Origin of the sequence: Streptomyces erythrochromogenes (assembly GCF_036170895.1) — a bacterium.
Lineage (GTDB): Bacteria > Actinomycetota > Actinomycetes > Streptomycetales > Streptomycetaceae > Streptomyces > Streptomyces erythrochromogenes.
The window spans coordinates 7,950,961-7,973,743 of sequence record NZ_CP108036.1; the positions used below are offsets into that span (position 1 = coordinate 7,950,961).

Here is a 22,783-nt window from a genome sequence, read left to right on the forward strand (position 1 = left end):
CTGGCGCCCGGCCGCGGGCGACCGGGCGGCTGGCGCCCGGGGGCGGATCAGGCGTGGCCGGCCGCTCCGGAGTTCCTGCGGCGCCACAGGCGCCCGGCCAGGCCCGCGGCCGCGAGGACCGCCAGGCACGGTACGGCGTTCGCCTCGCCCACCACCCCGGAGAAGTGGCCGAGGACGAGGAACGGCGCCACGGCCAGCGCGAACTGGCCGGCCGTGCGGACACCGGACAGGGCCGGCCGGCCCGCCAGGACCAGCACGGCGACGACGGGCACGGCGAACCGCCAGAGCAGGATCATGCCGATCCCGCCCGCGTCGAGCAGGGCGAGGATCACCACGGACAGCGGCGCCCAGACCAGCAGCGCCACGAGCCCCGCGGTGCTGCCGATCCGGCACGACGGCCGCAGGTCCGGCGGACACAGCAGCGGCAGCGCCGCGATCAGCAGGGGCGGCAGCAGGTACGCCGCGTGCTCCAGCGGCATGTCCAGGGCCCCTGGCGCCGAGGCGGCGAGCAGGCAGGCCGAGGTCCCCGCCACGCCGGCGAACGCGGACCGCGCGCCGACGGCGTAGCGGCCGCTGAGCGCGACCACGACGCCGACGAGGGTCAGCAGGTCGCAGACGGCGAGGGGGTAGCCGATCGGACCCTCGAAGTCGGGCCGGCCGGTGACGTAGGCGCGGTTGAGCGTCGAAGCGAGCAGGAACGCGGCGCGTGCGCCCATCGCGGCCAGTGCGAACGGCGCCGCGGCTGCGAGCAGGCGCCCGCCGCGGTGCGCGGAGCCGATGTGCAGCCGCAGGCGCAGCGCGTGCGCCACGATGTCCCAGCCCTCCCGCAGACGGGCGAGCGGACCGGCGTCCTCGGTCGCCTCCCGGTAGGCCTCGGCGATCTCGTCGCCGAAGTCCCGGCGGAACTCCGCCGGGTACAGGCGCAGCAGACGGAGGCTCACGCCGTGGCCGTCTCACCGCAGACGCCCAGCCGGCGGGCCGCCTCGCGGGCGGTCGCGGCTATCCGCGCCGCCTCGGCGGCCAGGCCCTCCCGGCCCGCGGCGGTGAGGCTGTAGGTGCGCCGCAGCCGGCTGTCGACGATCTGCTCCTCGTGGACCTCGATCAGCCCCTGCCCCAGCAGCCGCTCCAGCGCCCCGTACAGGGTGCCCGTGCGCATCTTCACGCGCCCGTCCGAGATCAGCTCCACCTCGCGGGCGATGGCGTACCCGTGGCGGGGCTCGTCCGCGAGCGCGGTCAGGAGGAGGAGGGTCGGTTCCTGCATCGCGCGATCACTCATGCCCGCATGGTAGGTCACCCACCGGCATATGTCGTCCGAGTGAGCCGTTTCGAGGCCCGGATCAGGAGACGGCGTACCACTGGCTGGCCCAGCCGGTGTTGATGGTGGCCGTGGACTGCTCGCCGAGGTTCACGGTGGCGGGCAGCGAAGTCTGACCGGTCAGGATGCTGCTGTACCGCAGGTTCGGCGGCGTCAGCCCGGCGTTGACGGAGATGCCGGCGCCCGTGGACTTCAGGGTGAGGGCGTTGGTGGCCCAGTTGCCGTTGAGCAGCAGGGCGATGAAGTACGTGCCGGGGGCGGCCGTGAAGGGCTTGGCGAGGGGCAGCGGCTTGGCGATGGCGTCGGTCATCAGCTGGGGCGAGATGTCCGCGGTGGACCCGACCAGCGCGCCCTTGGCGTCGTACACGCCCAGGTAGCAGTCGGCCAGCTGGGCGTTCGTGTCCAGACCGGCCAGTCCCAGCCAGATGTTCGACCAGGTGATCTGCTCGCGCAGGACGATCCGCACCAGGGTGATCCGGCCGCCGACCCCCGCCGACGACTGGGCGGTGACGTGGCCCGCGTCATTGGGGTCGCCGGTCCAGGCCAGCAGGTTCTGGTCCTGCGGTCGCGGCCCCTCGAATCCGGAGCCGCCGCCCGGCGCCGCCGGGGCGGACGCCGTGGGACCCGCTGTCGCGGTCCGGCCCTTGTCCGGGGCGGTGCTGCAGCCCGCCAGGGCGTACACCAGCGCGAGCGCGGTGACGAGGCCGGTCGTGGCGGTGGTGGTGCGGGTGCGCATGGTCCCCCCATGAAGTGCTGGTTGTGCCGACGGACATGATCACACGACGGTCGGCCCGGGCCGGAGGGCGAGGGTCCACGTGTGCACGACATGCTTGCCCGGCCGGTCCTCCGGTTCCTCCGCGACGGTCACGGTGAGCTGGTCACCGGTACGGCGCAACCTGCCGCGGTAGCTCCAGGTCCGGTCCGGGGGCACCGGAAGCAGCTCGGCGAGGACGGCGTCCCCCAGCCGGCGGTCGACGGCGCGCAGCACCCCGGCGTCGAGGACCAGGACGGTGCCGTCCGCGAGCACCAGGGGCTCGGGGCACAGCGGGTCGGTGAGCGACGGCCCGCGTTCGACGGTGCCGCCGGGCAGCAGTCGCACCACCCTGCTGCGGGTGGGCAGGCTGCGGTCGGTCTCGACGACGCGGATGCCGGCACCGGCGACGTAGTGGCCGTAGCTGCGCCAGGAGTCCACCAGGGCGCCGTCACGGTCGTGCTCCCAGGTGTCGAAGACGTCGTAGCCCTCCAGGCCGAGGAAGAACCGGCCGCCGCGCAGCACCGCGCCGCTCGCACCGCGCAGTTCGGCGATGAGCGTGCCGTCCGCCAGGTCCAGGAGCAGCGCCGGACCGAGGTGGCCCCAGGGGGTGTAGTCGAAGGAGTCCGTGGTGACCAGGACCCTGCCGCCGGAGACGTGGGCGGCGTTCGGGACGCCGGCACAGGCGGCGGTCCACAGCGTGCGGCCGGAGGGATCGACGCAGCGGACCTCCCCGGCCCCGCCCAGTACGCGCAGCCCGTCCCGCCGGGCCAGGGGCTGCCCCGGGGTGCGCGCCTCGTCGTACGCCGGCCGCCCGGCCTTGCGCCGGTACTTCACCACGGAGACGCGCCACCCGCCGCCCGCCCCGCCGCTCTCCCCGCTTCTCGCCATGGCCCCAGATGCTAGGGGCAGTGACCGAACGGCCCAAGGCGGGCCCTGGTGCCGGGGCCGCCCGGCGCGTCCGCGCCTATCGTGGGAGGAACCTCACGACCGGGACGGAAGCACACGGACAGGTGGATCGTGAACGGATCCGCGATCAATTACCGGGCGGTGTTCCACGCGCTCACGGGCGCGGTCGCCCTGCTGGCCCCGGACCTCGTGTACCTGGACGTCAACGAGGCGTACCTGTCCGTGTCCGGCCGCACCCGCGAGGAACTCGTCGGCCGCCGTCTGTTCGACGTCTTCCCCGACAACCCCAACGATCCGGAGGCGACGGGCTCACTGAACCTGCGCGCCTCACTCGAGCGGGTCGTGGCCACCGGGGAGCGCGACACCATGGCCCTGCAGCGCTACGACGTGGAGGACCCCGAACGCCCCGGGGTGTGGCAGGAGCGGTACTGGAGCCCCGTCAACGTCCCGGTCCTCGCCTCCGACGGCAGCGTGGCGCTGCTGGTGCACCGGGTGGAGGAGGTCACCGAGCTGATCCGGGCCCGGGGCGCGCGCAGCGGCCCGGGCTCCACCCACGTCCTGGAATCCGAGCTCTACACACGCGCCCGGGAACTCCAGGAACTCAACGAGCGGCTGCGGCAGGCCCACGCCCGCGAGCGAGAGGTGGCCCTCCACCTCCAGGAGGCGATGCTCCCGGCGCCGAGCCCGCACCATCGGGCGGCCGTGCGCTACCGGCCCGCCGCCGCGGCCCTGAACGTGTGCGGGGACTGGTACGACCTCGTCGACACCCCCGGCTGCACCGTCGTCGCCGTCGGGGACGTCGTCGGCCACGGACTGGGCGCGGCCGGGGTCATGGGACAGCTGCGCAGTGCCCTGTCCGCCGCCTCGCTCGTCGCCGAGGGACCCGCGCAGGCCCTGGAGGTCCTCGGCCTCTACGCCCGTTCGGTCGCGGGCGCCGAGTCCACCACCGCCGTCTCGGTCTTCATCGACTGGAACAGCCGCACCCTCACGTACAGCAGCGCCGGCCACCTGCCGCCCGCCCTCTGCGACCCCGACGGCACCGTCGTCTTCCTCGACCGGGCCACCGACCCGCCGCTCGGGGCCCGCCCCGAACACGCGCCGCGCCCCCAGGCCCGTACGGACTTCACCGAGGGCTCGCTCCTCGTCCTGTACACCGACGGGCTCGTCGAGCGCCGCCGCGAGGACATCGACACGGGCCTGGGCCGGCTCGCCGACGCCCTCGCCCGGCACCGGGCCGCCGATCCCGGCGCGATCGCGGACGCCCTCCTGGCCGAACTCGTGCCGCCCGTCGGCGTCACCGACGACACGGTCCTGGTCGTCCTCCGCCTGGAAGGACAGGCCGACACGCCCACCGGATTGCATGAACATGCGTGAGCCTGCATACTCTTCCTATGTCTAAGGTCCTCACCTCCCTTCCCACCGGCGAGCGCGTCGGCATCGCCTTCTCCGGCGGACTCGACACCTCCGTCGCGGTCGCGTGGATGCGCGACAAGGGTGCCGTCCCGTGCACCTACACCGCCGACATCGGCCAGTACGACGAGCCCGACATCGCATCGGTGCCCGCCCGGGCCTCGGCGTACGGCGCCGAGATCGCCCGTCTGGTCGACTGCCGCGCCGCGCTGGTCGAGGAGGGGCTGGCCGCGCTCACCTGCGGCGCCTTCCACATCCGCTCCGGCGGCCGGGCGTACTTCAACACGACGCCGCTGGGCCGCGCCGTCACCGGCACCCTGCTGGTCCGCGCGATGCTCGAGGACGACGTCCAGATCTGGGGCGACGGCTCGACCTTCAAGGGCAACGACATCGAGCGGTTCTACCGCTACGGCCTGCTGGCCAACCCGCACCTGCGCATCTACAAGCCCTGGCTCGACGCGGACTTCGTCACCGAGCTCGGTGGCCGCAAGGAGATGTCGGAGTGGCTGCTCGCCCACGGCCTCCCCTACCGCGACAGCACCGAGAAGGCCTACTCCACCGACGCCAACATCTGGGGCGCCACCCACGAGGCCAAGACCCTGGAGCACCTCGACACCGGCGTCGAAACCGTCGAGCCGATCATGGGCGTGCGGTTCTGGGACCCTTCGGTGGAGATCGCCGCCGAGGACGTCACCATCGGGTTCGACCAGGGCCGCCCGGTCACGATCAACGGCAAGGAGTTCGCCTCCGCCGTCGATCTGGTGATGGAGGCCAACGCCATCGGCGGCCGTCACGGCCTGGGCATGTCCGACCAGATCGAGAACCGGATCATCGAGGCCAAGAGCCGCGGCATCTACGAGGCCCCCGGCATGGCGCTGCTGCACGCGGCGTACGAGCGCCTCGTCAACGCGATCCACAACGAGGACACCCTCGCGCAGTACCACAACGAGGGCCGGCGTCTGGGCCGCCTCATGTACGAGGGCCGCTGGCTGGACCCGCAGGCGCTGATGATCCGCGAGTCCCTCCAGCGCTGGGTCGGCGCGGCCGTCACCGGCGAGGTCACGCTGCGGCTGCGGCGCGGCGAGGACTACTCGGTCATGGACACCACGGGCCCGGCGTTCAGCTACCACCCGGACAAGCTCTCCATGGAGCGCACCGAGGACTCGGCCTTCGGCCCGGTGGACCGGATCGGCCAGCTCACCATGCGCAACCTCGACATCGCCGACTCGCGCGCCAAGCTGGAGCAGTACGCCGCGCTCGGCATCGTCGGCAACACGCACGAGACGCTCATCGGGGCCGCCCAGGCCGCCTCGACCGGGCTGATCGGCGCGATGCCGGAGGGCGGCGCCGAGGTCATCGCCTCCCGCGGCCGCGCCGAGGGCGACGACGAGCAGATGCTCGACCGCGCCGCGATGGAGTTCGGCACCGACTGACCCGCGGCAGGCCCGGCGCGATGCCGGTGCCCGGCGCCACACCGGCCCCCTCGCCCGATCGGGTGAGGGGGCCGGGCGCGTGGCGCCGCACCCGGCGGCTCACCCGTCGACGCGCCGGCCCTCCCCGGCGGCCGGCGGGCCGCCGGGTGCGGGTCGCCGCGCGGTGGTGAAGATCCGGTCCAGGTGGTGGTGGAGCACCGCCACGGCCGACTCCGGCTGCCGCTGGCCGACGAGGATGCTGGTGCCCATGGTCGCCGTCATCGCGAGGAGGCTGATCGCCTCCGTGCGCGCGTCGGCGTCCGGATCGGCCAGGCCGGCCTCCTGGGCCTGCCGGATCAGGCCGGTCAGGGCGTTCTCGGCGGCATCCGGATTGTCGATGAACGGCTGGGCGGCGAGGGCGTCGTCCGTCACGGACAGGATCGAGTAGGAGCTGTAGAGGAGATGGAAGGTGCGGCTCTCCTCGTCGGTGGGCAGGGAGGCCAGGAGGATCGCCTCGATCGTCGCGCGCGGGCCGGGATCCGGGCCGACGGCGCTCAGGCGGGCCCCCACGCGGGCGGTGAAGCGGTCGGTGAGGTGCTGCAGCCCGTAGAAGAGCAGCTTCTCCTTGGTCTGGAAGTAGTACTGCACGAGCCGGAGTGACACACCGGCCTCGGCCGCCACGTCGCGCATCCCGACGGCGTGCAGTCCGCGCCGTCCGGCGACCCGGACGAGCGCCTCGGCGATCTGCGTCCGCCGCTCCTCGTGGTCCACGCGCTTCGGCATGTGTCCTGTCTCCGCCCGTCGCTGGTGAGTCGGGGCCCGTCGACCCCGGCGCTTTTGATGATACCGCCGTACCATCTTCATGGTACGTTCGTATTACGAAGAACCGATCTTCCCGGAGGTGCCCCGTGACCCAGAACGCGACCCGACCCCGCGTGAGCCGCGACATCGGCCACTACGTGAACGACACCCTGCGGGACCGGTACTTCGCCGCCTGTGACGCCCTCTACGCGCTGGGCGCGCCCGCCCGCTCCGAGACTGACGTGGAGACGAGCTTCGGCACCACGCGCGTCTACCGCTACGGCCCCACGGACCCGGCGGCCGAGTCCCGTACACCCGTGGTCCTGATACACGGTTCGGGAGGCTGCTCCGCCCAGTGGTACCCCAACACCCGCGCCCTCAGCGCCGACCGCCCCGTCTACGCCCTCGACACTCCCGGCGACCCCGGCCGCAGCGTCCACCGCGAACCCATGTGGCAGCCCGAGCGTGCGGCCCAGTGGATGGACGAGGCCCTCGACGCGCTCGGCCTGGACGAGGTCCACCTGGTCGGCTCCTCGTACGGCGGCTGGCTGGTCATCAACCAGGTCCACCGGCGGCCCGGACGGCTCGCCTCGGTCACCGCCCTCGATCCGGGCGGCCTGGAGAAGGTGGGCCTGCGCTTCTTCGTCTGGATCTTCGCCAGCCTCTTCGCCACCTACGCCCCCAAGGCGTGGCGCCCCCGCCTCGCCAAGTGGCTGGAACAGCCGGTGATCATCGTCCCCGAGCTCCGCGCGATGATCCAGGCCGGCGTCCGGGCCTTCCGGATCCGCCGCCCCGCTCCGCTGCCGCTGTCGGACGCCGAACTGGGCTCCATCCGGACGCCGTTCTACCTGATCATGGGCAAGCGCAGCCTGCTCGTGCACCCGCAGCGGCAGTTGGAGCGCGTACCGCGCGTCATCCCCGGCGCCCGCGCCGAGATCGTCGCCGCAACCGGCCACGGACCGCAGATCGACCACCCCGACCTGGTCAACGCCCGGATGCTGGCCTTCATGGAGGACATCGACTCCCGCAACGCCTGACGGCCGATGATGCTCCTCTCGGCAGTCGAGGCGGCCGAGAGCCTGCTGGCGTCCGGTCAGGTTCGGTAGGGGTGAAGAGCGATGCTTTCCGATCCGACGTCGGGCTGCCGGGGTCAAGCGGCGGTGAACCGGTTGCGGTAGGCGCCTGCCAGGTCGTCGTCGCGGCGTGTGCCGCGTTCGATGCAGGAGATCACGGCGGGCCGGACGCCGAAGTGCTCGGCGACGGTGGCCGGGGTGATGTTCTTGGCCCGGCGTGGAGGCCGCAGGTCGGAGACGTCCGGGACGGTGACCGGTGTGGTGAGGTAGCGGAAGATCTCCCGGGCGATGCCGTTGACGGTACCCACCGAGGACCCGTGGTCGTACCGGGTGTACCGCGAAGCCCGCACCCTCACCCGGTCCGGCCTGAGCGCCGACCGGGTGATGCCGGGGCGGGGCCGCTCGCGTTCAGTCGCGGCGGGGGAGCGGAGAGGGCGTTGGGGCCGGTGCGGGGTCAGCGTTCGCTGAGGTCCGAGGGGGCCTCCTGGAGCACCCAGCCGTTGCCGTCCGGGTCGTTGAAGGAGAGGAAGGAGTTCCAGGTGCCGCCCTTGCCGTCCTCCCACCCTGTCTCGCCGACGTGGCGGACGGGGGAGACGGCCACCCCGCGCTCCGTCAGGGTCGCGTGGGCGGCGTCGATGTCGGTGACGCACATCTGCAGCCCGTGCAGGGTGCCCGGAGCCATGACCTTCGCGTCGGGCGGTGTCGGCATGCCCTGGAGCAGGGCGATGGAGCACCGGGAGCCGGGCGGCGTCAGCTGGATGACGCGCACTCCGGGGGCGACCTCGTCGTCGAGGTCGACGTCGAAACCGATCTTCTCGGCGTAGAAGGCCTTCGCACGGTCCATGTCGGTGACGGGGACGGGAACGACTTCGATGGTCCAGTTCACGGGGGTCTCCTCGGAGACGTCGGTGGGTTCGGTCGGCGCCGGTGGCGGGTCCACGGTTGCCGATGGCGGTCCCGTCGCGCACGTCGAAACGCCCGTAGCGCCTGACAGGGTTGTCCCGTGAACCGTTGTTCGAGGACGCACCGTCCGGGGCGCGCTCCGGGGGCCGGCGCCCGCCGCGGATGGACACCGGACAGGGATGAACGGATGCGATGCGGACGCGCGTGGGCACGTGCGTACGAGTGTGCGTGAGGGCAGGGCGGTCTCGCTCACGCCGTGGCGAGCACCCCCGTGGTTCGCCACGGCGTGTGCGAGGCCGCCCTGGTGCGGTGCGGTGCGGTGCGGTGCGGTCAGCCGACGGGCGCGCCGTACGACTGCGACGTCCCCGTGGGATGGAAGCGAGCCATCCGGTTCGCGGGGACGATGGTGGGGAGGAGGAAGTTCCACATGTCCGTGACACGGTTGTGGAGGTCCTGGCGGCGGGTGCGGACGTGCGAGGTGACCTGGATGCCGGTGAACGCTCCGACGAGGAGGGCCGAGAGGGCGTCCACGTCCAGCGTGGCGTGGATGTCACCGCCCTGCTGGGCCGGTGTCAGGCAGCCGCGGCAGGTGTCGATCCAGGCGTCGTAGGGGGTCGGGTCGGGGCTGGTGAAAGAACCGAACTCGATGACCAGGCGGATGCCGGCGCGGATGCGGACGTTGGTGCGCAGCCCGTGGGCCATCTGGTGGGTCAGGTCGATGACGGTCTGCAGCCCCGGGTTCTCGATCGCCGCGAGGTGCTCCGAGACCTGGAACTGTTCGTCCATCAGCGTGCGGGCGAGTGCCTGCTTGGACGGGAAGTGGAAGTAGAGGGCTCCCTTGGTGACTCCGGCGTGCTTGACGACGTCGCTGAGGCTGGTGCCCTCGAACCCGCAGTCGTCGAACGCGACGGCCGCGCCGTCGAGGATGGCCTGACGGGTGATCTCGGCCCGTTCCTGTCTGGCCCTCGCCACGTGGTGGTCCTCCCGGGTCGCTGTCGGTGGGGTGTCCCCGCGGTGTGCCGTCAATGTAATCGGGTGACCTGAAAGAAAACCAGTCGGCAGGTACTTTTTTATGAGAACGGGGAGGCGTTCGTGTTGTTGTGGTGCTCTTTGTACTGCTGTCACGTGGCGGGCGGTTGTGCGGTGAGGTCTGAACGGCGGCTGAAATCAGCCGAGTTGATTGGCCGAGAGTCGCGCGCAACGCCGGGTGGTCAAGCCGGACCGGACAACGCCTAGCATCTGGACCATGGATGCTCCCGAGTCAGGTCTGCAGGTGTTCCGGCTGGACGTTGACCAGCGCGAGCTGGACGATCTCGGTGCGCGGCTCGCGCGGGTCCGGTGGCCGGATGAACTGCCCGGAGTGGGTCGGTCCTACGGCCTTCCGCTGGAGCGCGTACGGGAGCTCGTCGCGTACTGGCGCGACGGCTACGACTGGCGGGCCGCCGAAGCGCGGCTGAACGAATGGCCGCAGTTCACCACGGTCATCGACGGGACCCGCGTGCACTTCGCACACGTGCGCTCGCCCGAGCCGGACGCGGCGCCGCTGCTGATGACCCACGGCTGGCCCGGGTCGTTCGTGGAGTTCCAGCGGGTCGTCGGCCCGTTGACCGACCCGAGGGCACACGGCGGCGACCCCGCCGACGCCTTCCACCTCGTGCTGCCCAGCATCCCCGGCTTCGCGCTGTCGGGCCCCACGACGGAGACCGGCTGGGAGTTCAAGCGGGTGGCCCGGGCCTTCGGGGTGCTGATGGAACGGCTGGGGTACCGGGCGTACGGAGTGCAGGGCGGCGACTGGGGCGCCGCGATCTCCAGGGAGCTCGGGCGGATCCGGCCCGACCGCGTGACCGGCGTGCACCTGAACCTGCTGCCCGGCGGCGGGGCGACCACCGAACCGGACGAGGCCGAACTGGCCGTGCTGTCCCCGGCCGAGCAGGACCTGACCCGCGCCTCCTGGGAGCGGTACCGAAACTGGGCGCGCGAACGACAGGGGTACGCGGACATCCAGGCGACCCGGCCCCAGACCCTCGCCTACGCGCTGAACGACTCGCCGGTCGGCCTGCTCGCCTGGATCGCCGAGAAGTTCGACGAGTGGAGCGATCCGGGCTGCCCGGTGGACCGGGACCAGCTGCTGACGAACGTGATGCTGTACTGGCTGACCGGAACGGCGGGCAGCGCGGCGCGGATCTACTACGAGCGTGCCCACGCCGACTACGCGGGGAAGCGGCCCGAGGTGTCGTCCACCCCGACCGCGCTGGCCGTGTTCCCCCACGACAACTTCATCCCGCTGCGGCACGTCGCGGCGCGCACCGATGCGGTGGTGCGCTGGACCTCCTTCGACCGCGGCGGGCACTTCCCCGCGATGGAAGTGCCCGACCTGCTGGTGGGAGACGTACGGGCGTTCTTCCGCCGGCTCCGGTGAGCCGGGGTCCGGCCGGAGGCCCGCCCGGCCGGTGCCGTCAGTTGCCGAAGGCGGCGAGGGCCAGGCGCAGGGAGACCGCCGGGGGGCCGCCCGCGGGAGTGGACGAGGTCCCCGTCGAGTAGACGGCGCGGCGGGCGAGGTCGCGGGAGGCGAACACGCCGCTGCGGTAGCCCGGGTCGGAGCCCGTCTTCCCCCCGGCCCGGCCCCGAACCCACCCCGACCCCGTCTCAGAGAACTCCCCCAGGTAAGGGAGGATCGGGCGGTGGGCGCAGCGACACGGTCGGCCGCGGGCGCGACCCGTACAGGACCTCCGTCGTACGAGGCTGCGGCCGGTCAGGGTTCGATGAGGCCGACGCGGATGGCGTAGCGGGTGAGCTCCAGGCGGTCGCGCAGGCCGAGTTTCTGCAGCAGGTTGGCGCGGTGGCGTTCGACCGTCTTGGCGCTGATCACGAGGAGGTCGCCGATCTCCTTCGAGGTGTGGCCCTCGGCGACGAGCTTGAGGATCTCCTCCTCGCGTTCCGTGATGGGCCGTGCCGGGAGGTCCTCGCCGGTGCGGGCGCGGTCGAGGTAGGTGCGGATCAGCGTGGTCTCGGCGCCGGGGTAGATGAACGGCTCGTCGCGCAGGGCCGCACGACAGGCCTCGACGAGGTCGCGGTCGGCGACGGACTTCGGCACGTAGCCGCTGGCACCGGCTCTGAGGGCCTCGAAGAAGTACTGCTCGTTGTCGTACATGGTCAGCATCAGGATCCGCAGCCCCGGTCGCAGCCGGGAGAGCTCGCGGGCGGCCTGCAGGCCGGTCTGGCGGGGCATCGCGATGTCGAGGATGGCCAGGTCCAGGCCGGGGTCCTCACGGGCGCGGAGGACGGCGTCCGCGCCGTCGTCGGCTTCGGCGACGACGGTCAGATCCGCCTCGGCGTCGAGGATGAGCCGTACGCCGCTGCGGACGAGGGCGTGGTCGTCGGCGAGCAGGATGCGGGCCGGTGCGGTCATGAGCTGGTTCCCCCGTGTCGGTCTGCAGTGACGTTCAGGCACACATCGGTGCCGCCGTCCGGCCCGGCCCCGACGAGCAGTTCGGCGTCGATCAGCAGTACGCGCTCGCGCATCCCGCGGATCCCGGCACCCTCCGGGGCGCCGCCGAGCCCCCGGCCGTTGTCGCGGACCAGCAGCGACGTACCCCCGCCCGGCACCGGACGCAGGTGCACCTCCACCCGGGTCGCCCCCGAGTGGCGGGCGGCGTTGGTCAGCCCCTCCTGCGCGACCCGGTACAGCACCAGCTCCGTGGCCGCGTCCAGGGCCGGCAGCCCCGGCGTGATGCGGGCGCTGACGCCCAGTCGGGACGTGGTGAACTCCGCGGCCAGCGAGCGCAGTGCGCTGTGCAGGCCGAGTTCCTCCAGGACCCCCGGGCGCAGCCGGCGCGCGATGCGCCGGATCTCGTCGAGGCTCGCCCGGGTGGTCTCCTGCGCCTGGTGCAGATCGGCGCGCACCGGCTCGGGGATCCGGTCGGCGGCGTGCTTGATCTGGAGGAGGACCGCGGTCAGGGTCTGCCCGACCTCGTCGTGGAGTTCCTGCGCGATGCGCTGGCGCTCGTCCTCCAGCGCGGACAGGACCCGTCCGCTGCTGGTGGCCCGTTCCGCTTCGAGCCGGTCCAGCATCGTGTTGAACGTCCCGGTCAGCTCGGCGATCTCACCCTGGCCCGTGACCTGCGGCCGGACGCCCGGCTTCAGGAGGTCGACGGTCGCCATCGCCCGGCTCAGCCGCCCCAGCGGGGCCAGCCCGATCCGCAGCAGCACGGCGTTCAGGACGAGCATCGCGACCAGCCCGGCGACCAGCACGATCGCCTCGCCGAACAGCACCGGCGTCGACACCGTGACCGGACCGAAGAGCAACAGCACCGCGACGACGAGCACGGCGGCGTTCAGCAGGAAGATCCGCCAGTACAACGACATGGCCACGCCCCTTTCCGCCCCGGTGCCTCCCGTCCCCATCCCGCCCTCTCCATGGTCCCCGACCCGAGCCGTCCCGGCATGCTCTGACCTGCGGCGGAACCCACTTCCCCGCCCCATCCTCGCCAGCCGGGCCGGTTCCTGTCCATCCGTGCCGACACCCATATTCCGGGCATGGCAAACATGGCAGCATGAACCCCGCCGCGCCGGTTCCGCCTGCCTGGATCCGCCGCGTGCCGCACCACCGTCACAAGGCTCACAACACGAGGGGGATGGGCTGTGCCTGCTCCACGGATGCGTACGACGCCGCTGCCCGGCATCGGCGTCCAGTACGACCTCACCACCCGCGAACACCGCAACCTGTCGGTCATCGCACACCGGGACGGCACCCGCACGGTCAGCCTGTACCGGGCGGACGATCCGGATGCCTGCGCCGAGTCGCTGCACCTGACGGGGCCGGAGACGGCCTCGCTGATCGATGCGCTGATGCCGGCGCACCACAGCCCGAACGTGCTGCACACCACCGACCTGGGGCTGGTCGCCGAGCGCGTCGAACTCTCCGCGCACTCGCACTGGAACGGCCGCGTGCTGGGCGAGACCCGGATGCGCACCGAGACCGGCGTCTCGGTCGTGGCGGTGCTGCGGCGGGCCGAGGCCCGTCCCTCCCCGGCCCCCGACTTCCGCCTGGCCGGCGGCGACACCCTCATCCTGATCGGCACCCGCGAGGGCGTAGACGCCGCCGCGGCGATACTCGGCAGGGAGTGATCGCGTGCACTCTGCCGTCTTCCTCATCGAGTTCGGAGCGATCATCCTCGGACTGGGCCTGCTGGGCCGGGTCGCGGGCCGCCTGAAGTTCTCGCCCATACCCCTGTACCTGCTCGCCGGGCTGGCCTTCGGCACCGGCGGCCTCCTGCCGCTGGGCGCGAGCGAGGAGTTCGTCGCCATCGGCGCCGAGATCGGCGTCATCCTCCTGCTGCTGATGCTGGGTCTGGAGTACACCGCCAGCGACCTCGTCTCCAACCTCAAGACCCAGTACCCCGCGGGGATCGTCGACTTCACCCTCAACGCCCTGCCCGGCGCCGCCGCGGCCCTGCTCCTGGGGTGGGGGCCGGTCGCCGCCGTAGTCCTCGCCGGCGTCACCTGGATCTCCTCCTCCGGCGTCATCGCCAAGGTCATGGGAGACCTCGGCCGGCTCGGCAACCGCGAGACCCCGGTCATCCTCAGCATCCTGGTCCTCGAAGACCTGGCCATGGCCGTCTACCTACCGATCATCACCGCCCTGCTCGCCGGAGTGAGCCTGGCGGCGGGCAGCCTCACCCTCGCCATCGCCCTCGGCGTCGCGGGAGCCGTCCTGTTCGTCGCCGTCCGCTACGGCCGGCTCATCTCCCGCTTCGTCTCCAGCGACGACCCGGAGAAACTGCTGCTCGTCGTCCTCGGCCTGACCCTGCTGGTGGCGGGCATCGCCCAGCAGCTGCAGGTCTCCGCCGCCGTCGGGGCCTTCCTCGTCGGCATCGCCCTGTCCGGCGAGGTCGCCGAGGGCACCCACACGCTGCTCAGCCCGCTGCGGGACCTGTTCGCCGCCGTGTTCTTCGTGTTCTTCGGCCTGCACACCGACCCGGCGAGCATCCCGCCGGTCCTGCTGCCCGCGCTCGCGCTCGCAGTCGTCACCGCCGGTACGAAGATCGCCACCGGCTACTGGGCGGCCAAGCGCGCCGGTATCGGCGTCAAGGGCCGCTGGCGGGCGGGCGGCACGCTCGTGGCCCGCGGCGAGTTCTCCATCGTCATCGCCGGACTCGCCGTCACCGCCGGCATCGAACCGGAGCTGGGTCCGCTCGCCACCGCCTACGTCCTCATCCTCGTCGTCATCGGACCGCTCACCGCCCGCTACACCCAGCCGCTCGCGGCCCGGTTCGCCGAGCGCCGGCGCACTGGTGGCCGGTCCGCCGACCCGGTGCCGGAAGCCGCGACGGCCCTGCCGGAACCGGCCTCCCGGGAGCGCTGAGACAGGGCGCAACGTCCCGCCTCACGGCAGCCGTTCGCGGTCCCGGCCGGCCGTGCCGCAGCGGATGACCGCCACCGCGGCCGCGATCAGGCCGGCCGCGAGGAGCAGGCCGTGGGGCAGGACGGCGCCGGCGACGGCCGCGGCGAGGGCGGCGGCCAGGGCGAGGGCCAGAACGGCCCCCGGCCTGCCCGGCCGGTCCCTGCGCGGGGTGCGCCCGAGTGCGGCCCGCGGGGTGTGGGTGTCGTCGTCGCGGTGGGGCATCGCCGCTCCTCTCGTGCCCGAACGCGCCCTCTTCCGTCGGAGGGCATCGCGTACGGCCTCGGCCCCAACGGGAGTGTTCCTCCACCCCACCATCACCCGGGGCGCCCGCCTCGCACATCGGGCCTGGCACCCATCTTTGCGACCCGCGTCACGACCGGGCCGCCGGCGCCGGTCCCGGCGCCTCGGCGCAGCGCAGGCGGTCCCCGGTCACCGGGGCGCCGTCGGCGATGTTGCGGTCGTAGGTGACGGTCTTGACCAGCACCGGTTCCGTGCCGACGGCGACGTCGAAGAGCGCGTCGTGGCCGGGAACGGCTTCCAGCCGGGAGCCGGGCAGCGCCGCCGCGAGGGTCGCCGCGTGCTCCTCCTGGCCCGGGGCGTACCGGATGACCGGCGGGCCCGCCGGTCGGACGGCCGGCGCGGAGGGGGAGGTGTCGGTGACGGCGAAGCCGTTGCGGCGCAGGGCCGCGGCCACGACGGCGTCGTCCACCCGGACCGCGACGGCCGCGGGGTTGGTCGGCGCAGGGGTCTCCGCGACGGGCTGGATCCGGGTGTCGCCGGTGATCGGGCGGTCCGCGCCCAGGGCTTCCCACAACGCGGCGGACCGGGCCTCGTCCCACACGAGGGTGGAGCCCACCCCCGGCACGCGGTGGTCGAAGAGCCGGATCGGGACCGTGGCGAACTCGGTCCGGTCCGCGCGCAGGCGGCCGAGCGCCCAGCCGATGCCGATCAGGTCGCCGGGACCGGTGCGTGCGTCGGTGCGCACGGTCTTCAGCAGGGTGTGTACGGTCCGCGCCGTGCGTACGGGGCTGGCCAGGGCGCCCTCGAAGGTGAGGCGGGCCAGCAGGTCGTTGACCACCCGCTGCTGGCGGCGGACGCGGCCCAGGTCGCCCGGCCGGAGATTGACGTGCCGGGCCCGGGCGTAGCGCAGTGTCGTGTTGCCGTCGGTGTGGTGGCGGCCGGCGCCGATGTCCAGGCCGGAGTTCTCGTCCGTGAGCGGCCTGTCCGTGCACACGGTCCCGCCGCCGAGGTTGTCGACGGTCTGCTCGAAGCCCGCGAAACCGGTCTCTAGGTAGTGGTCGACGTGGAGGCCGGTCGCCTTCTCGACGGTGGCGACCGTGAGCGGCCCGCCGCCGAGGGCGAACGCACCGTTGATCTTGCCGCTGCGCGCGGGCACGGCGGTGCCGGCGTACTCGACGTAGGAGTCGCGCGGGATGGAGACGATGCTCGCACGGTGCCGGTCCTCGGACAGGTGCACGAGCATCATGACGTCGGTGCAGTTGCACCCTTTCCCGCCCACGTGGAGCCGGTTCTTCTCGGCCCTGGAGAGTCCCGCGCGGCTGTCGATGCCCACGATCAGGATGTTCGTGCCCCGACCGCCGCCCGCCGCGGCCGCGGGCTGGGCCGATACGGCGTGCGGGCTGACGAGGGAGCCGCAGGAAAGGGCGGTCACGCAGGCGAGAGCAACGGCGAGTCGACGCAACGCAAATCCCCCAGACGGGACGAATTATCTCAAAATGTGACTGTAGGGTGCGTCGATGGAGGAGCCGTCGTGTACACGCCGGATTCACCCGCGCGGCGGGGCCGCGGGCCTACTCGCCGTTGGCGGAGAAGTGCTGGTAGTCCGGGTTGCCCCAGCGGCCGCCCCACTGCCAGCCCACCGCGCGGAAGGCCGCGGTGACGGCGTCGTCCGGATGGATCTGACCCGGTCGGGACGGGGACCGTCGCAAGTGGACGTGCGCGTCCGGCGGGTGGACGACCCCGTTGATGTCGACGTACGGGTTCTCCACGGGGTTGATGTCGACCGCGTCGCCCCACGCGTGCTGTGACAGGCGCCGGGGATCGCCGGTCACCGGGCGGCAGTTGAAGGCCGAGGTGTTGTCGTCGGCCATGGCCTGCGCGTCGTCGCGGTACTCGGCCATCACGCGCATCCGGCGGATCGGGAACCGCGCCTCGAAGGCACGCTCGAAGACGTGGAGGACGGGGTCGACGGCGTTCTCGTGGACGACCATCTCGCCCGCGTGGGTGCGGCCGTCGAAACCCCAGTGGTTCATCCGGATCAGCCGCAGCCGCTCCGGCGGAACCGGGCAGCCCGCCCGGTGGGAGGCGCCCAGCTTCTCCTGCGGCACCGTCGTGACGCGCGCGGTGAACCGGACCGGCGGGTCGGGCGGCCCGGCCGGCAGGCGCGGTGGGGCGGCCTGCGTGGAGCAGGCCAGTGCGGCCGCGCACAAGGCGGTCGTCACGGCCGCGGCCGCGGTGGTGTGGCGCACGGGACAACGCTACGGCGAGCGCCGCGGGCGGGCATGCCGGGCGGGACCGGGCGGCAGGCGTGCGGCGGGCCCTGCGGTGCTCAGCAGTCGATCGGACCCTTGTACGCCGTCCCGCACTCGGCGTCGCCGCCCCGGGCGACCGCCGTGCACAGGGAGCCTTCCACCTTGCCCAGCAGGCGGCCCAGCTCGGCGCGCTCGGCCTCGTCCAGGCCGCCCAGGGTCTGCCGCTCCAGTTCGCCCCACGCCCTGCTCACCTCGGTGAAGAGCCCGCAGCTCGCCTCCGTGACCTCGACCAGGGAGGCCCGCCGGTCCGCGGGGTCGGGACGCCGCCGCACGTGACCGGACTGTTCGAGGCGCTGGAGCATCTTGGTCACCGTGGACGGGTCGAGTCCGACCGCCTTGATCAGCTCCGACTGGCGCACGGCCCCGCTGTCCCACAGGTGCATCATCAGGAACTCCTGGCCCGGATGCAGCCCCAGGTCCCGCAGCAGGCGGCCCGCGGCGATCCGGTGGAGCCGGGCCACCCGGCTGATCGCATGGCTCACCGGCCCGTCCAGCACGGCGCTGGGCACCGCCGCGCACTGCGTGGGCGTGCGCGTCTCCTGGGCGGTTTCCGGGGTCATGGGAGTGCTCCTCCTGCGTCGGGTGCGGCGGGGTCCGGCGGGCGGGGCTTCGCCCGGACCGTCGTCCGCTCCGTCGATTTTACCCGCCTTCCAGATTTTACCTTGGCCGACCAACTAATGGGGTACGCTGCATCTCGAAGCCATTGATTGGCCGACCAATTATCTCTGTGAGGCGAAAATGACCAGCGCTTTCGACCCGGTCCGCGTGGCCGGCAGCACCCTTTCGAACCGGATCGCCCTGGCTCCGATGACCCGCAGCCGCGCCGGACAGGGCGGTGTCGCCACCCCGCTCGTCGCCGAGTACTACACCCAGCGCGCCACGGCCGGCCTGATCATCAGCGAGGGCGTCCAGCCCTCCGTCGTCGGACAGGGGTACCCCTTCACCCCCGGCCTGCACGACGCCGAGCAGGTCGTGGCCTGGCGCGCGGTCACGGACTCCGTCCACGCGGCCGGCGGCCGGATCTTCGCCCAGCTGATGCACTCCGGCCGCATCGGCCACCCCTCGCTGCTGCCCGACGGGCTCGTCCCGGTGGCCCCGTCGGCGGTCACCCCCGCCGGCCAGCTGTTCACCGGCGAGGGAATGAAGGACTTCGTGACCCCGCGCGAGCTGACCGGTGACGAGGTACGGGCGACCATCGCCGACTACGCCGAAGCCGCCCGCAACGCCATCGAGGCGGGCTTCGACGGCGTGGAGCTGCACGGGGCCAACGGCTACCTGATCCACCAGTTCCTGGCCCCCGGCTCGAACCTGCGCACCGACGAGTGGGGCGGCCCGTCCGAGAACCGCATCCGCTTCGCGGTCGAGGTGGTCAAGGCGGTCGCCGCCGCGATCGGCGCCGAGCGCACGGCGCTGCGCGTCTCGCCCGGAAACCCCTACAACGACATCTCCGAGCCCGACCCGCGGCCCGTCTACGAGGCGCTGGTCAAGGAGATCGACGGACTGGGGCTGGCCTACCTGCACGTGATGGAGTACGGCCCCGAGGTGCGGGAGACCACTCTCGCCCTGCGCAAGCAGTTCTCCGGGCCGCTCGTGCTGAACCCGGCCACGGAGGGCCCCACCGACCACCGGGCCCTCGCGCTGATCGAGGACGGCACCGCCGACCTCGTCGCCTTCGGCGCCCTCTTCCTGGCCAACCCGGACCTGCCGGACCGCCTGCGCACCGAAGGCCCCTACAACACCCCGGACGTGTCCACCTTCTTCGGCGGCGACGCCCGCGGCTACACGGACTACCCGACCCTCTGAACGGGATGCGTTCCGCGAGCGCGGCGGACCGTCCCCGTCGAGGAGCGTGGAGTCGGTCCGCATATGTCTTCCGGTGCCTGGCGGTGACGGCGGGAGACTGCCCCGCCGTCACCACGGGCGGGCACTTCCCGTGTCAGCCGCGGTGCTGGTGTCCGCGGCGGCCCCAGGACTCGGTGTCGACGACGTTGCCGCGGTTGTCGCGGAGGGTGGCGGTGTCGCGGTCGTTCCAGACCTGCCGGTTGCGGTCCTGGTAGAGGTCGTGGCGGGTGTCGCGGCCCTGTCCGGTGTGGACCTTGACGGCGGAGCGGCCGTCCAGGCGGAAGTCGGGGAAGCGGTAGCGGTTGCCCTGCTGGTCGGTGAGGGTGTAGCCGCGGAGGTTGACGCTGTTCCGGCCGGTGTTCTTGATCTCGACCCATTCGCGGTTGAGGGCGCGGTGGGAGCGGTCGCCGCGGTGGGGGCTGTCGTACTGGACGTCGCCGATGACGAGGGCGGAGTGGCGGCCGCGCTGGTCGCGGCGGTGGTCGTCGGCCGCGGCGGGCAGCGCGGCGGCGCCGACGAGGGTGCCGGCGGCCAGGAGGGCGGCGAGAGCGCGGCGGGTGGCGAGGGAAGCAGACATGGAGGATGGACCCCTTCGACGTCAACGGGCGGCCCCGACCGGCGACATGCACCCGCACCCGCACACCTACGGGTGCGGATGCGTACCGGTCTGGCCTGAAACGGTTCCCGGCGCCTGGCCGAGGAGCCACACTCTGGCCCCGGATCGCGACGATGCGCCGCACATAATTCTCGTGTTGCTCAATCCCGACATATCCATAACTCTCCCGTGTGACAGGCGATTCGGAGAGTAGCGCTCCCCTCACGCTCTGTGAGTGGAGTGCCGGTGCGCGGCCGGACCGTTTCCTTTGGATCGCCTCGCTGGCCGCCAGATGGAGATGGCGGCGAGGTGGATGGTGGCGGCCGTGTCGGCGTTCGACGGTGTTTCGCTGCTGTGGGCCTCGCGGTCGAAGGGTGACGGGCGGCCGCCGCGCCGGCGAAGGGTTGTGTGGGCAGATCCCGGTCCGGCGGAGCTGGCACGGCTGGTGGCGACGGTCGCGGAGGCCGTCGAGCTCGCGGTGCTGCCCGGTGGCGGTACGGCCGCGCGGGCCGAACGGCACGCGGCAGCCGTCAGGGCGTCCGCGGCCGCCGATGGGCGGCGGGGGTCGGATGTGCGGGGGCGGACCTGGCCGCGGTCTGGGCGGTGCGCTGCTGTTGATCGGCCTGCCCCCCGGTCCGACCTGGAAGAACGCAATCAGCATGAGAGCCGCCAGAGCGGGACCATGACCGCGGTGAAGGCGGCGCCGGAGAAGCCGATGAGCTTCATCACGCCACCTCCTCCCGCCGAGGCGGAGGCAGGGGGATGACGTACCCGGGCGGTGGTGGCGGGCCGGGCAGCGGAACCGGTACGGACATGGGGCTCCCTTGCGTGCAGGCAGGAATCCGACAGCGGCAGGCGCCGGAAAGGACGTTGGCTGCGGCAGGGCTGGGGCCTCACGGAAGAATTGAACTTGTTCAACCGTGACACGTGCGGGCCGTGTTGAGGCGGGGCGCGCCAGTGCCGGTCAATCTCGCCGCGACACCGTCACCTGGACGCGCGATGCCTCGGCCGCACCCCCTCCAGGAAGATGAGTAACGAATCGTGCACACCGAGGGAAAGCGTGCAATATGCCCGGTCATCACACCTCACTGCGACGCCTGTCGCACGTCGCCGCGACCCTGTGCTGCTCCGCGGTCCTCGCCGTCGCACAGGCGGCGCCTGCCCACGCGGCAAGCCGGACCGTCAACTTCGAGTACCAGCACATCTGGCTGACACCCGAGTTCAAGACGGGCATTCGGGGCCGCATCCACTTCACCGTCAAGAAGTGCGACCACCCCAATGGGGACATGACCGTACTGCTGCGGCGCACCGACGGCTTCAACTACGTCTCTGGCACGGAGAAGATCAAGTGCCGCGCCGGCCGGACGGCCAAGTTCGAAGACAGCCCGGCGGGCACCTACGAGTTCGAGCTCGGCAAGCTCGACGACTACAAGTTCTTCAAGGGCACCGCCACCTACTCGTTCAACGCCGCCCGGTAGCGCCGATTACCGGCAGGGGCCCACGGGGGTTCAGCCGTGGCGAGGCCCCCACCGGCGGCGTCAGCTGCGGCTGTCGGCGACTTCCCTGAGCGAGAGGTCGAGTTTCGTGGAGCACAGCACATCCGGGAACTCGACGGGTTGAGGTTCCACGGTGCGTGAGGGGAAGGGGATTACCTGCGCCTCGTGTTCCCCCCGGGCTCATCCGCCTCTTCTCCTCCAGCGCGGTCAGGTGCCGGCCACTGCTCAGCCGACTTTTCGTACCCGGGGCGACGTGTGATCCAGGAAGGTGCTGCTGTGGAGTTTCGTACGATCCAGCGCCCTGACGGGTCCTTCCAACAGAGCGTAACCGCCAGCGATGTCCAGGCGATCGCACGGGCCGCGTTCGGCTGCTGCACCGTGGTGGAGTCGGCGGTCGAGCTGGGTGGCGGCCTGTACAACAGCGTCTATCGGATCCGGTTGCGCGCCACGGCCGAGCCGGTCGTACTGCGCGTGGCGCCGCCCGCCGAACGGCAGTTCACCTCCGAGGCGCACCTGATGCGCAACGAGTGCGCCTCCGTGCCGTGGCTGGCGCCGATCGCCGATCTGATGCCGAGGGTACTCACCGCGGACTTCACCGGCTCGGTGATCGGCAGGGACTGGATGCTCCAGTCCTTCTTGCCCGGCACCCCCGCGCCCCAGAAGCTGGGCTCCTTTCCGAAGGACACGCACGGCCTCTTCTTCCGGCAGCTGGGCGAAATCACCGCCGCCGTACACGCCGTCGCGGGCCCGTCCTTCGGGCCGGTCGCCGGCCCCGGTCACGCCCGCTGGAGTCAGGCCGTCGTCGCGTCACTGGGCCAGATCGCCAACGACGTGGAGGGCTGCGGCCTGGACGCGGTCGACCTGCGCAGAGCCTCCGATGTCGCGCTGGCGGGCGCCCGCCTGCTCGACGAGGTTGGCAAGCCCCGGCTGCTGACTGGGGACCTGTGGACTGTGAACACCCTGCTCGCGCCGGCTCCCGTTCCAGCGATCTGCGGGGTGCTGGACCTGGACCGCACCTGGTGGGGTGACCCGGAGGCGGACTGGACGATGCGGATGGCCCGGGCCAAGCAGGACGAACGGCTGTCCTTCTTCGACGCCTACCCTGCGCGTACGGACACTGAGTCCTGTCGGTGGCGGCGGCGTGTGTACGAGTTGCGTCACCTCGGTGCGCTGCGCCTGGAGCGTCACCGGCTCGGCAACGAGGCCGGCGTCGAGGACTCGTACCGTGCGGTGGCCGAGAACCTGGCCGCTCTGATGTGACGACAGGTCACGAGGAAGGGGAGCCGCCCCGCGCGGGGCGGCTCCCCTTCCTGGCTCCGGG

The 22,783-nt window shown here is 72.3% G+C and carries 24 protein-coding genes; 9 read left to right on the forward strand and 15 right to left on the reverse strand.

Annotated features, from left to right (window positions below):
* Positions 1-47: 47 nt before the first annotated feature.
* From OHA91_RS36520 to OHA91_RS36535, 4 genes are all read right to left on the reverse strand, one after another.
* Positions 48-941: a hypothetical protein gene (locus OHA91_RS36520; RefSeq protein ID WP_328740815.1), complete on the reverse strand. Its 894-nt coding sequence runs from the start codon at positions 939-941 to the stop codon at positions 48-50.
* A complete protein-coding gene (locus OHA91_RS36525) occupies positions 938-1,276 on the reverse strand; it encodes a PadR family transcriptional regulator (RefSeq protein WP_031148135.1) in 339 nt (112 codons plus the stop codon). Before OHA91_RS36525 ends, OHA91_RS36520 begins: the two co-directional genes overlap by 4 nt.
* Positions 1,277-1,337: 61 nt before the next feature.
* Complete coding sequence (locus OHA91_RS36530) at positions 1,338-2,051, reverse strand: hypothetical protein (RefSeq protein WP_328740816.1); 714 nt, start codon at positions 2,049-2,051, stop codon at positions 1,338-1,340.
* A gap of 39 nt (positions 2,052-2,090) precedes the next feature.
* Positions 2,091-2,957, reverse strand: a complete 867-nt coding sequence (locus OHA91_RS36535; RefSeq protein WP_328740817.1) for a hypothetical protein — start codon at positions 2,955-2,957, stop codon at positions 2,091-2,093.
* 126 nt (positions 2,958-3,083) lie between these two features.
* On the opposite strand from OHA91_RS36535, the gene OHA91_RS36540 reads away from it, so the two are divergent.
* Both OHA91_RS36540 and argG read left to right on the forward strand, forming a co-directional pair.
* Positions 3,084-4,349, forward strand: a complete 1,266-nt coding sequence (locus OHA91_RS36540) for a PP2C family protein-serine/threonine phosphatase (protein ID WP_408059253.1) — start codon at positions 3,084-3,086, stop codon at positions 4,347-4,349.
* A 17-nt stretch (positions 4,350-4,366) separates the two neighbouring features.
* Complete coding sequence (argG, locus tag OHA91_RS36545; RefSeq protein ID WP_030655070.1) at positions 4,367-5,818, forward strand: argininosuccinate synthase; 1,452 nt, start codon at positions 4,367-4,369, stop codon at positions 5,816-5,818.
* A 99-nt stretch (positions 5,819-5,917) separates the two neighbouring features.
* On the opposite strand, the gene OHA91_RS36550 is transcribed toward argG, so the two are convergent.
* On the reverse strand, positions 5,918-6,580 hold the full coding sequence (locus OHA91_RS36550; RefSeq protein WP_051892965.1) for a TetR/AcrR family transcriptional regulator: 663 nt from the start codon (positions 6,578-6,580) through the stop codon (positions 5,918-5,920).
* Between the two features lie 125 nt (positions 6,581-6,705).
* Here OHA91_RS36550 and OHA91_RS36555 point away from each other — a divergent pair, with 125 nt between their 5' ends.
* Positions 6,706-7,635 carry an alpha/beta fold hydrolase gene (locus OHA91_RS36555; protein WP_328740819.1) on the forward strand — a complete coding sequence of 310 codons (930 nt, stop codon included), beginning with the start codon at positions 6,706-6,708 and terminating at the stop codon, positions 7,633-7,635.
* A gap of 113 nt (positions 7,636-7,748) precedes the next feature.
* On the opposite strand, the gene OHA91_RS36560 is transcribed toward OHA91_RS36555, so the two are convergent.
* From OHA91_RS36560 to OHA91_RS36570, 3 genes are all read right to left on the reverse strand, one after another.
* Entirely contained in the window at positions 7,749-7,979 is a 231-nt protein-coding gene (locus tag OHA91_RS36560) for a helix-turn-helix domain-containing protein (RefSeq protein ID WP_328740820.1), read from the reverse strand.
* Between the two features lie 146 nt (positions 7,980-8,125).
* Positions 8,126-8,557: a VOC family protein gene (locus OHA91_RS36565; RefSeq protein WP_031148151.1), complete on the reverse strand. Its 432-nt coding sequence runs from the start codon at positions 8,555-8,557 to the stop codon at positions 8,126-8,128.
* Between the two features lie 347 nt (positions 8,558-8,904).
* The gene (locus tag OHA91_RS36570; protein WP_031148153.1) at positions 8,905-9,546 is read right to left on the reverse strand and encodes a ScbR family autoregulator-binding transcription factor; all 642 of its coding nucleotides are present in this window, start codon (positions 9,544-9,546) and stop codon (positions 8,905-8,907) included.
* Positions 9,547-9,820: 274 nt separating this feature from the next.
* Between OHA91_RS36570 and OHA91_RS36575 the strand changes: the two genes are divergently transcribed.
* A complete protein-coding gene (locus OHA91_RS36575; RefSeq protein ID WP_328740821.1) occupies positions 9,821-10,993 on the forward strand; it encodes an epoxide hydrolase family protein in 1,173 nt (390 codons plus the stop codon).
* A gap of 333 nt (positions 10,994-11,326) precedes the next feature.
* Here OHA91_RS36575 and OHA91_RS36580 read toward each other — a convergent pair whose 3' ends face one another.
* Together OHA91_RS36580 and OHA91_RS36585 are read right to left on the reverse strand one after the other, a co-directional pair.
* Positions 11,327-11,983, reverse strand: coding sequence for a response regulator (locus tag OHA91_RS36580; protein ID WP_031148159.1), 657 nt, complete (start codon positions 11,981-11,983; stop codon positions 11,327-11,329).
* Complete coding sequence (locus OHA91_RS36585; protein WP_266504964.1) at positions 11,980-12,939, reverse strand: HAMP domain-containing sensor histidine kinase; 960 nt, start codon at positions 12,937-12,939, stop codon at positions 11,980-11,982. The genes OHA91_RS36580 and OHA91_RS36585 overlap by 4 nt, the downstream gene beginning before the upstream one ends.
* A gap of 291 nt (positions 12,940-13,230) precedes the next feature.
* Here OHA91_RS36585 and OHA91_RS36590 point away from each other — a divergent pair, with 291 nt between their 5' ends.
* The gene (locus OHA91_RS36590; RefSeq protein ID WP_031148166.1) at positions 13,231-13,701 is read left to right on the forward strand and encodes a cation:proton antiporter regulatory subunit; all 471 of its coding nucleotides are present in this window, start codon (positions 13,231-13,233) and stop codon (positions 13,699-13,701) included.
* Positions 13,702-13,705: 4 nt separating this feature from the next.
* Positions 13,706-14,938, forward strand: a complete 1,233-nt coding sequence (locus OHA91_RS36595) for a cation:proton antiporter (RefSeq protein WP_266504960.1) — start codon at positions 13,706-13,708, stop codon at positions 14,936-14,938.
* Between the two features lie 21 nt (positions 14,939-14,959).
* Here the strand turns inward: OHA91_RS36595 and OHA91_RS36600 are convergent, their stop codons facing one another.
* The 4 genes from OHA91_RS36600 to OHA91_RS36615 form a co-directional block, all read right to left on the reverse strand.
* A complete protein-coding gene (locus OHA91_RS36600; protein WP_051892967.1) occupies positions 14,960-15,199 on the reverse strand; it encodes a hypothetical protein in 240 nt (79 codons plus the stop codon).
* Between the two features lie 148 nt (positions 15,200-15,347).
* Positions 15,348-16,649, reverse strand: coding sequence for an LCP family protein (locus OHA91_RS36605; RefSeq protein WP_245240052.1), 1,302 nt, complete (start codon positions 16,647-16,649; stop codon positions 15,348-15,350).
* A gap of 139 nt (positions 16,650-16,788) precedes the next feature.
* Positions 16,789-17,466 carry a M15 family metallopeptidase gene (locus OHA91_RS36610; protein ID WP_266504956.1) on the reverse strand — a complete coding sequence of 226 codons (678 nt, stop codon included), beginning with the start codon at positions 17,464-17,466 and terminating at the stop codon, positions 16,789-16,791.
* 80 nt (positions 17,467-17,546) lie between these two features.
* Positions 17,547-18,089 (reverse strand): MarR family winged helix-turn-helix transcriptional regulator, encoded by a 543-nt coding sequence (locus tag OHA91_RS36615; protein WP_328740823.1) that lies wholly within the window; start codon positions 18,087-18,089, stop codon positions 17,547-17,549.
* 178 nt (positions 18,090-18,267) lie between these two features.
* Between OHA91_RS36615 and OHA91_RS36620 the strand changes: the two genes are divergently transcribed.
* On the forward strand, positions 18,268-19,332 hold the full coding sequence (locus OHA91_RS36620; RefSeq protein ID WP_328740824.1) for an alkene reductase: 1,065 nt from the start codon (positions 18,268-18,270) through the stop codon (positions 19,330-19,332).
* Between the two features lie 133 nt (positions 19,333-19,465).
* Here the strand turns inward: OHA91_RS36620 and OHA91_RS36625 are convergent, their stop codons facing one another.
* Positions 19,466-19,948, reverse strand: a complete 483-nt coding sequence (locus tag OHA91_RS36625; protein WP_031155608.1) for a lamin tail domain-containing protein — start codon at positions 19,946-19,948, stop codon at positions 19,466-19,468.
* A 1,085-nt stretch (positions 19,949-21,033) separates the two neighbouring features.
* Between OHA91_RS36625 and OHA91_RS36630 the strand changes: the two genes are divergently transcribed.
* On the forward strand, positions 21,034-21,444 hold the full coding sequence (locus tag OHA91_RS36630) for a hypothetical protein (protein ID WP_266504946.1): 411 nt from the start codon (positions 21,034-21,036) through the stop codon (positions 21,442-21,444).
* Positions 21,445-21,738: 294 nt separating this feature from the next.
* Positions 21,739-22,722, forward strand: coding sequence for a phosphotransferase family protein (locus OHA91_RS36635; protein ID WP_328740825.1), 984 nt, complete (start codon positions 21,739-21,741; stop codon positions 22,720-22,722).
* Positions 22,723-22,783 lie beyond the last annotated feature (61 nt).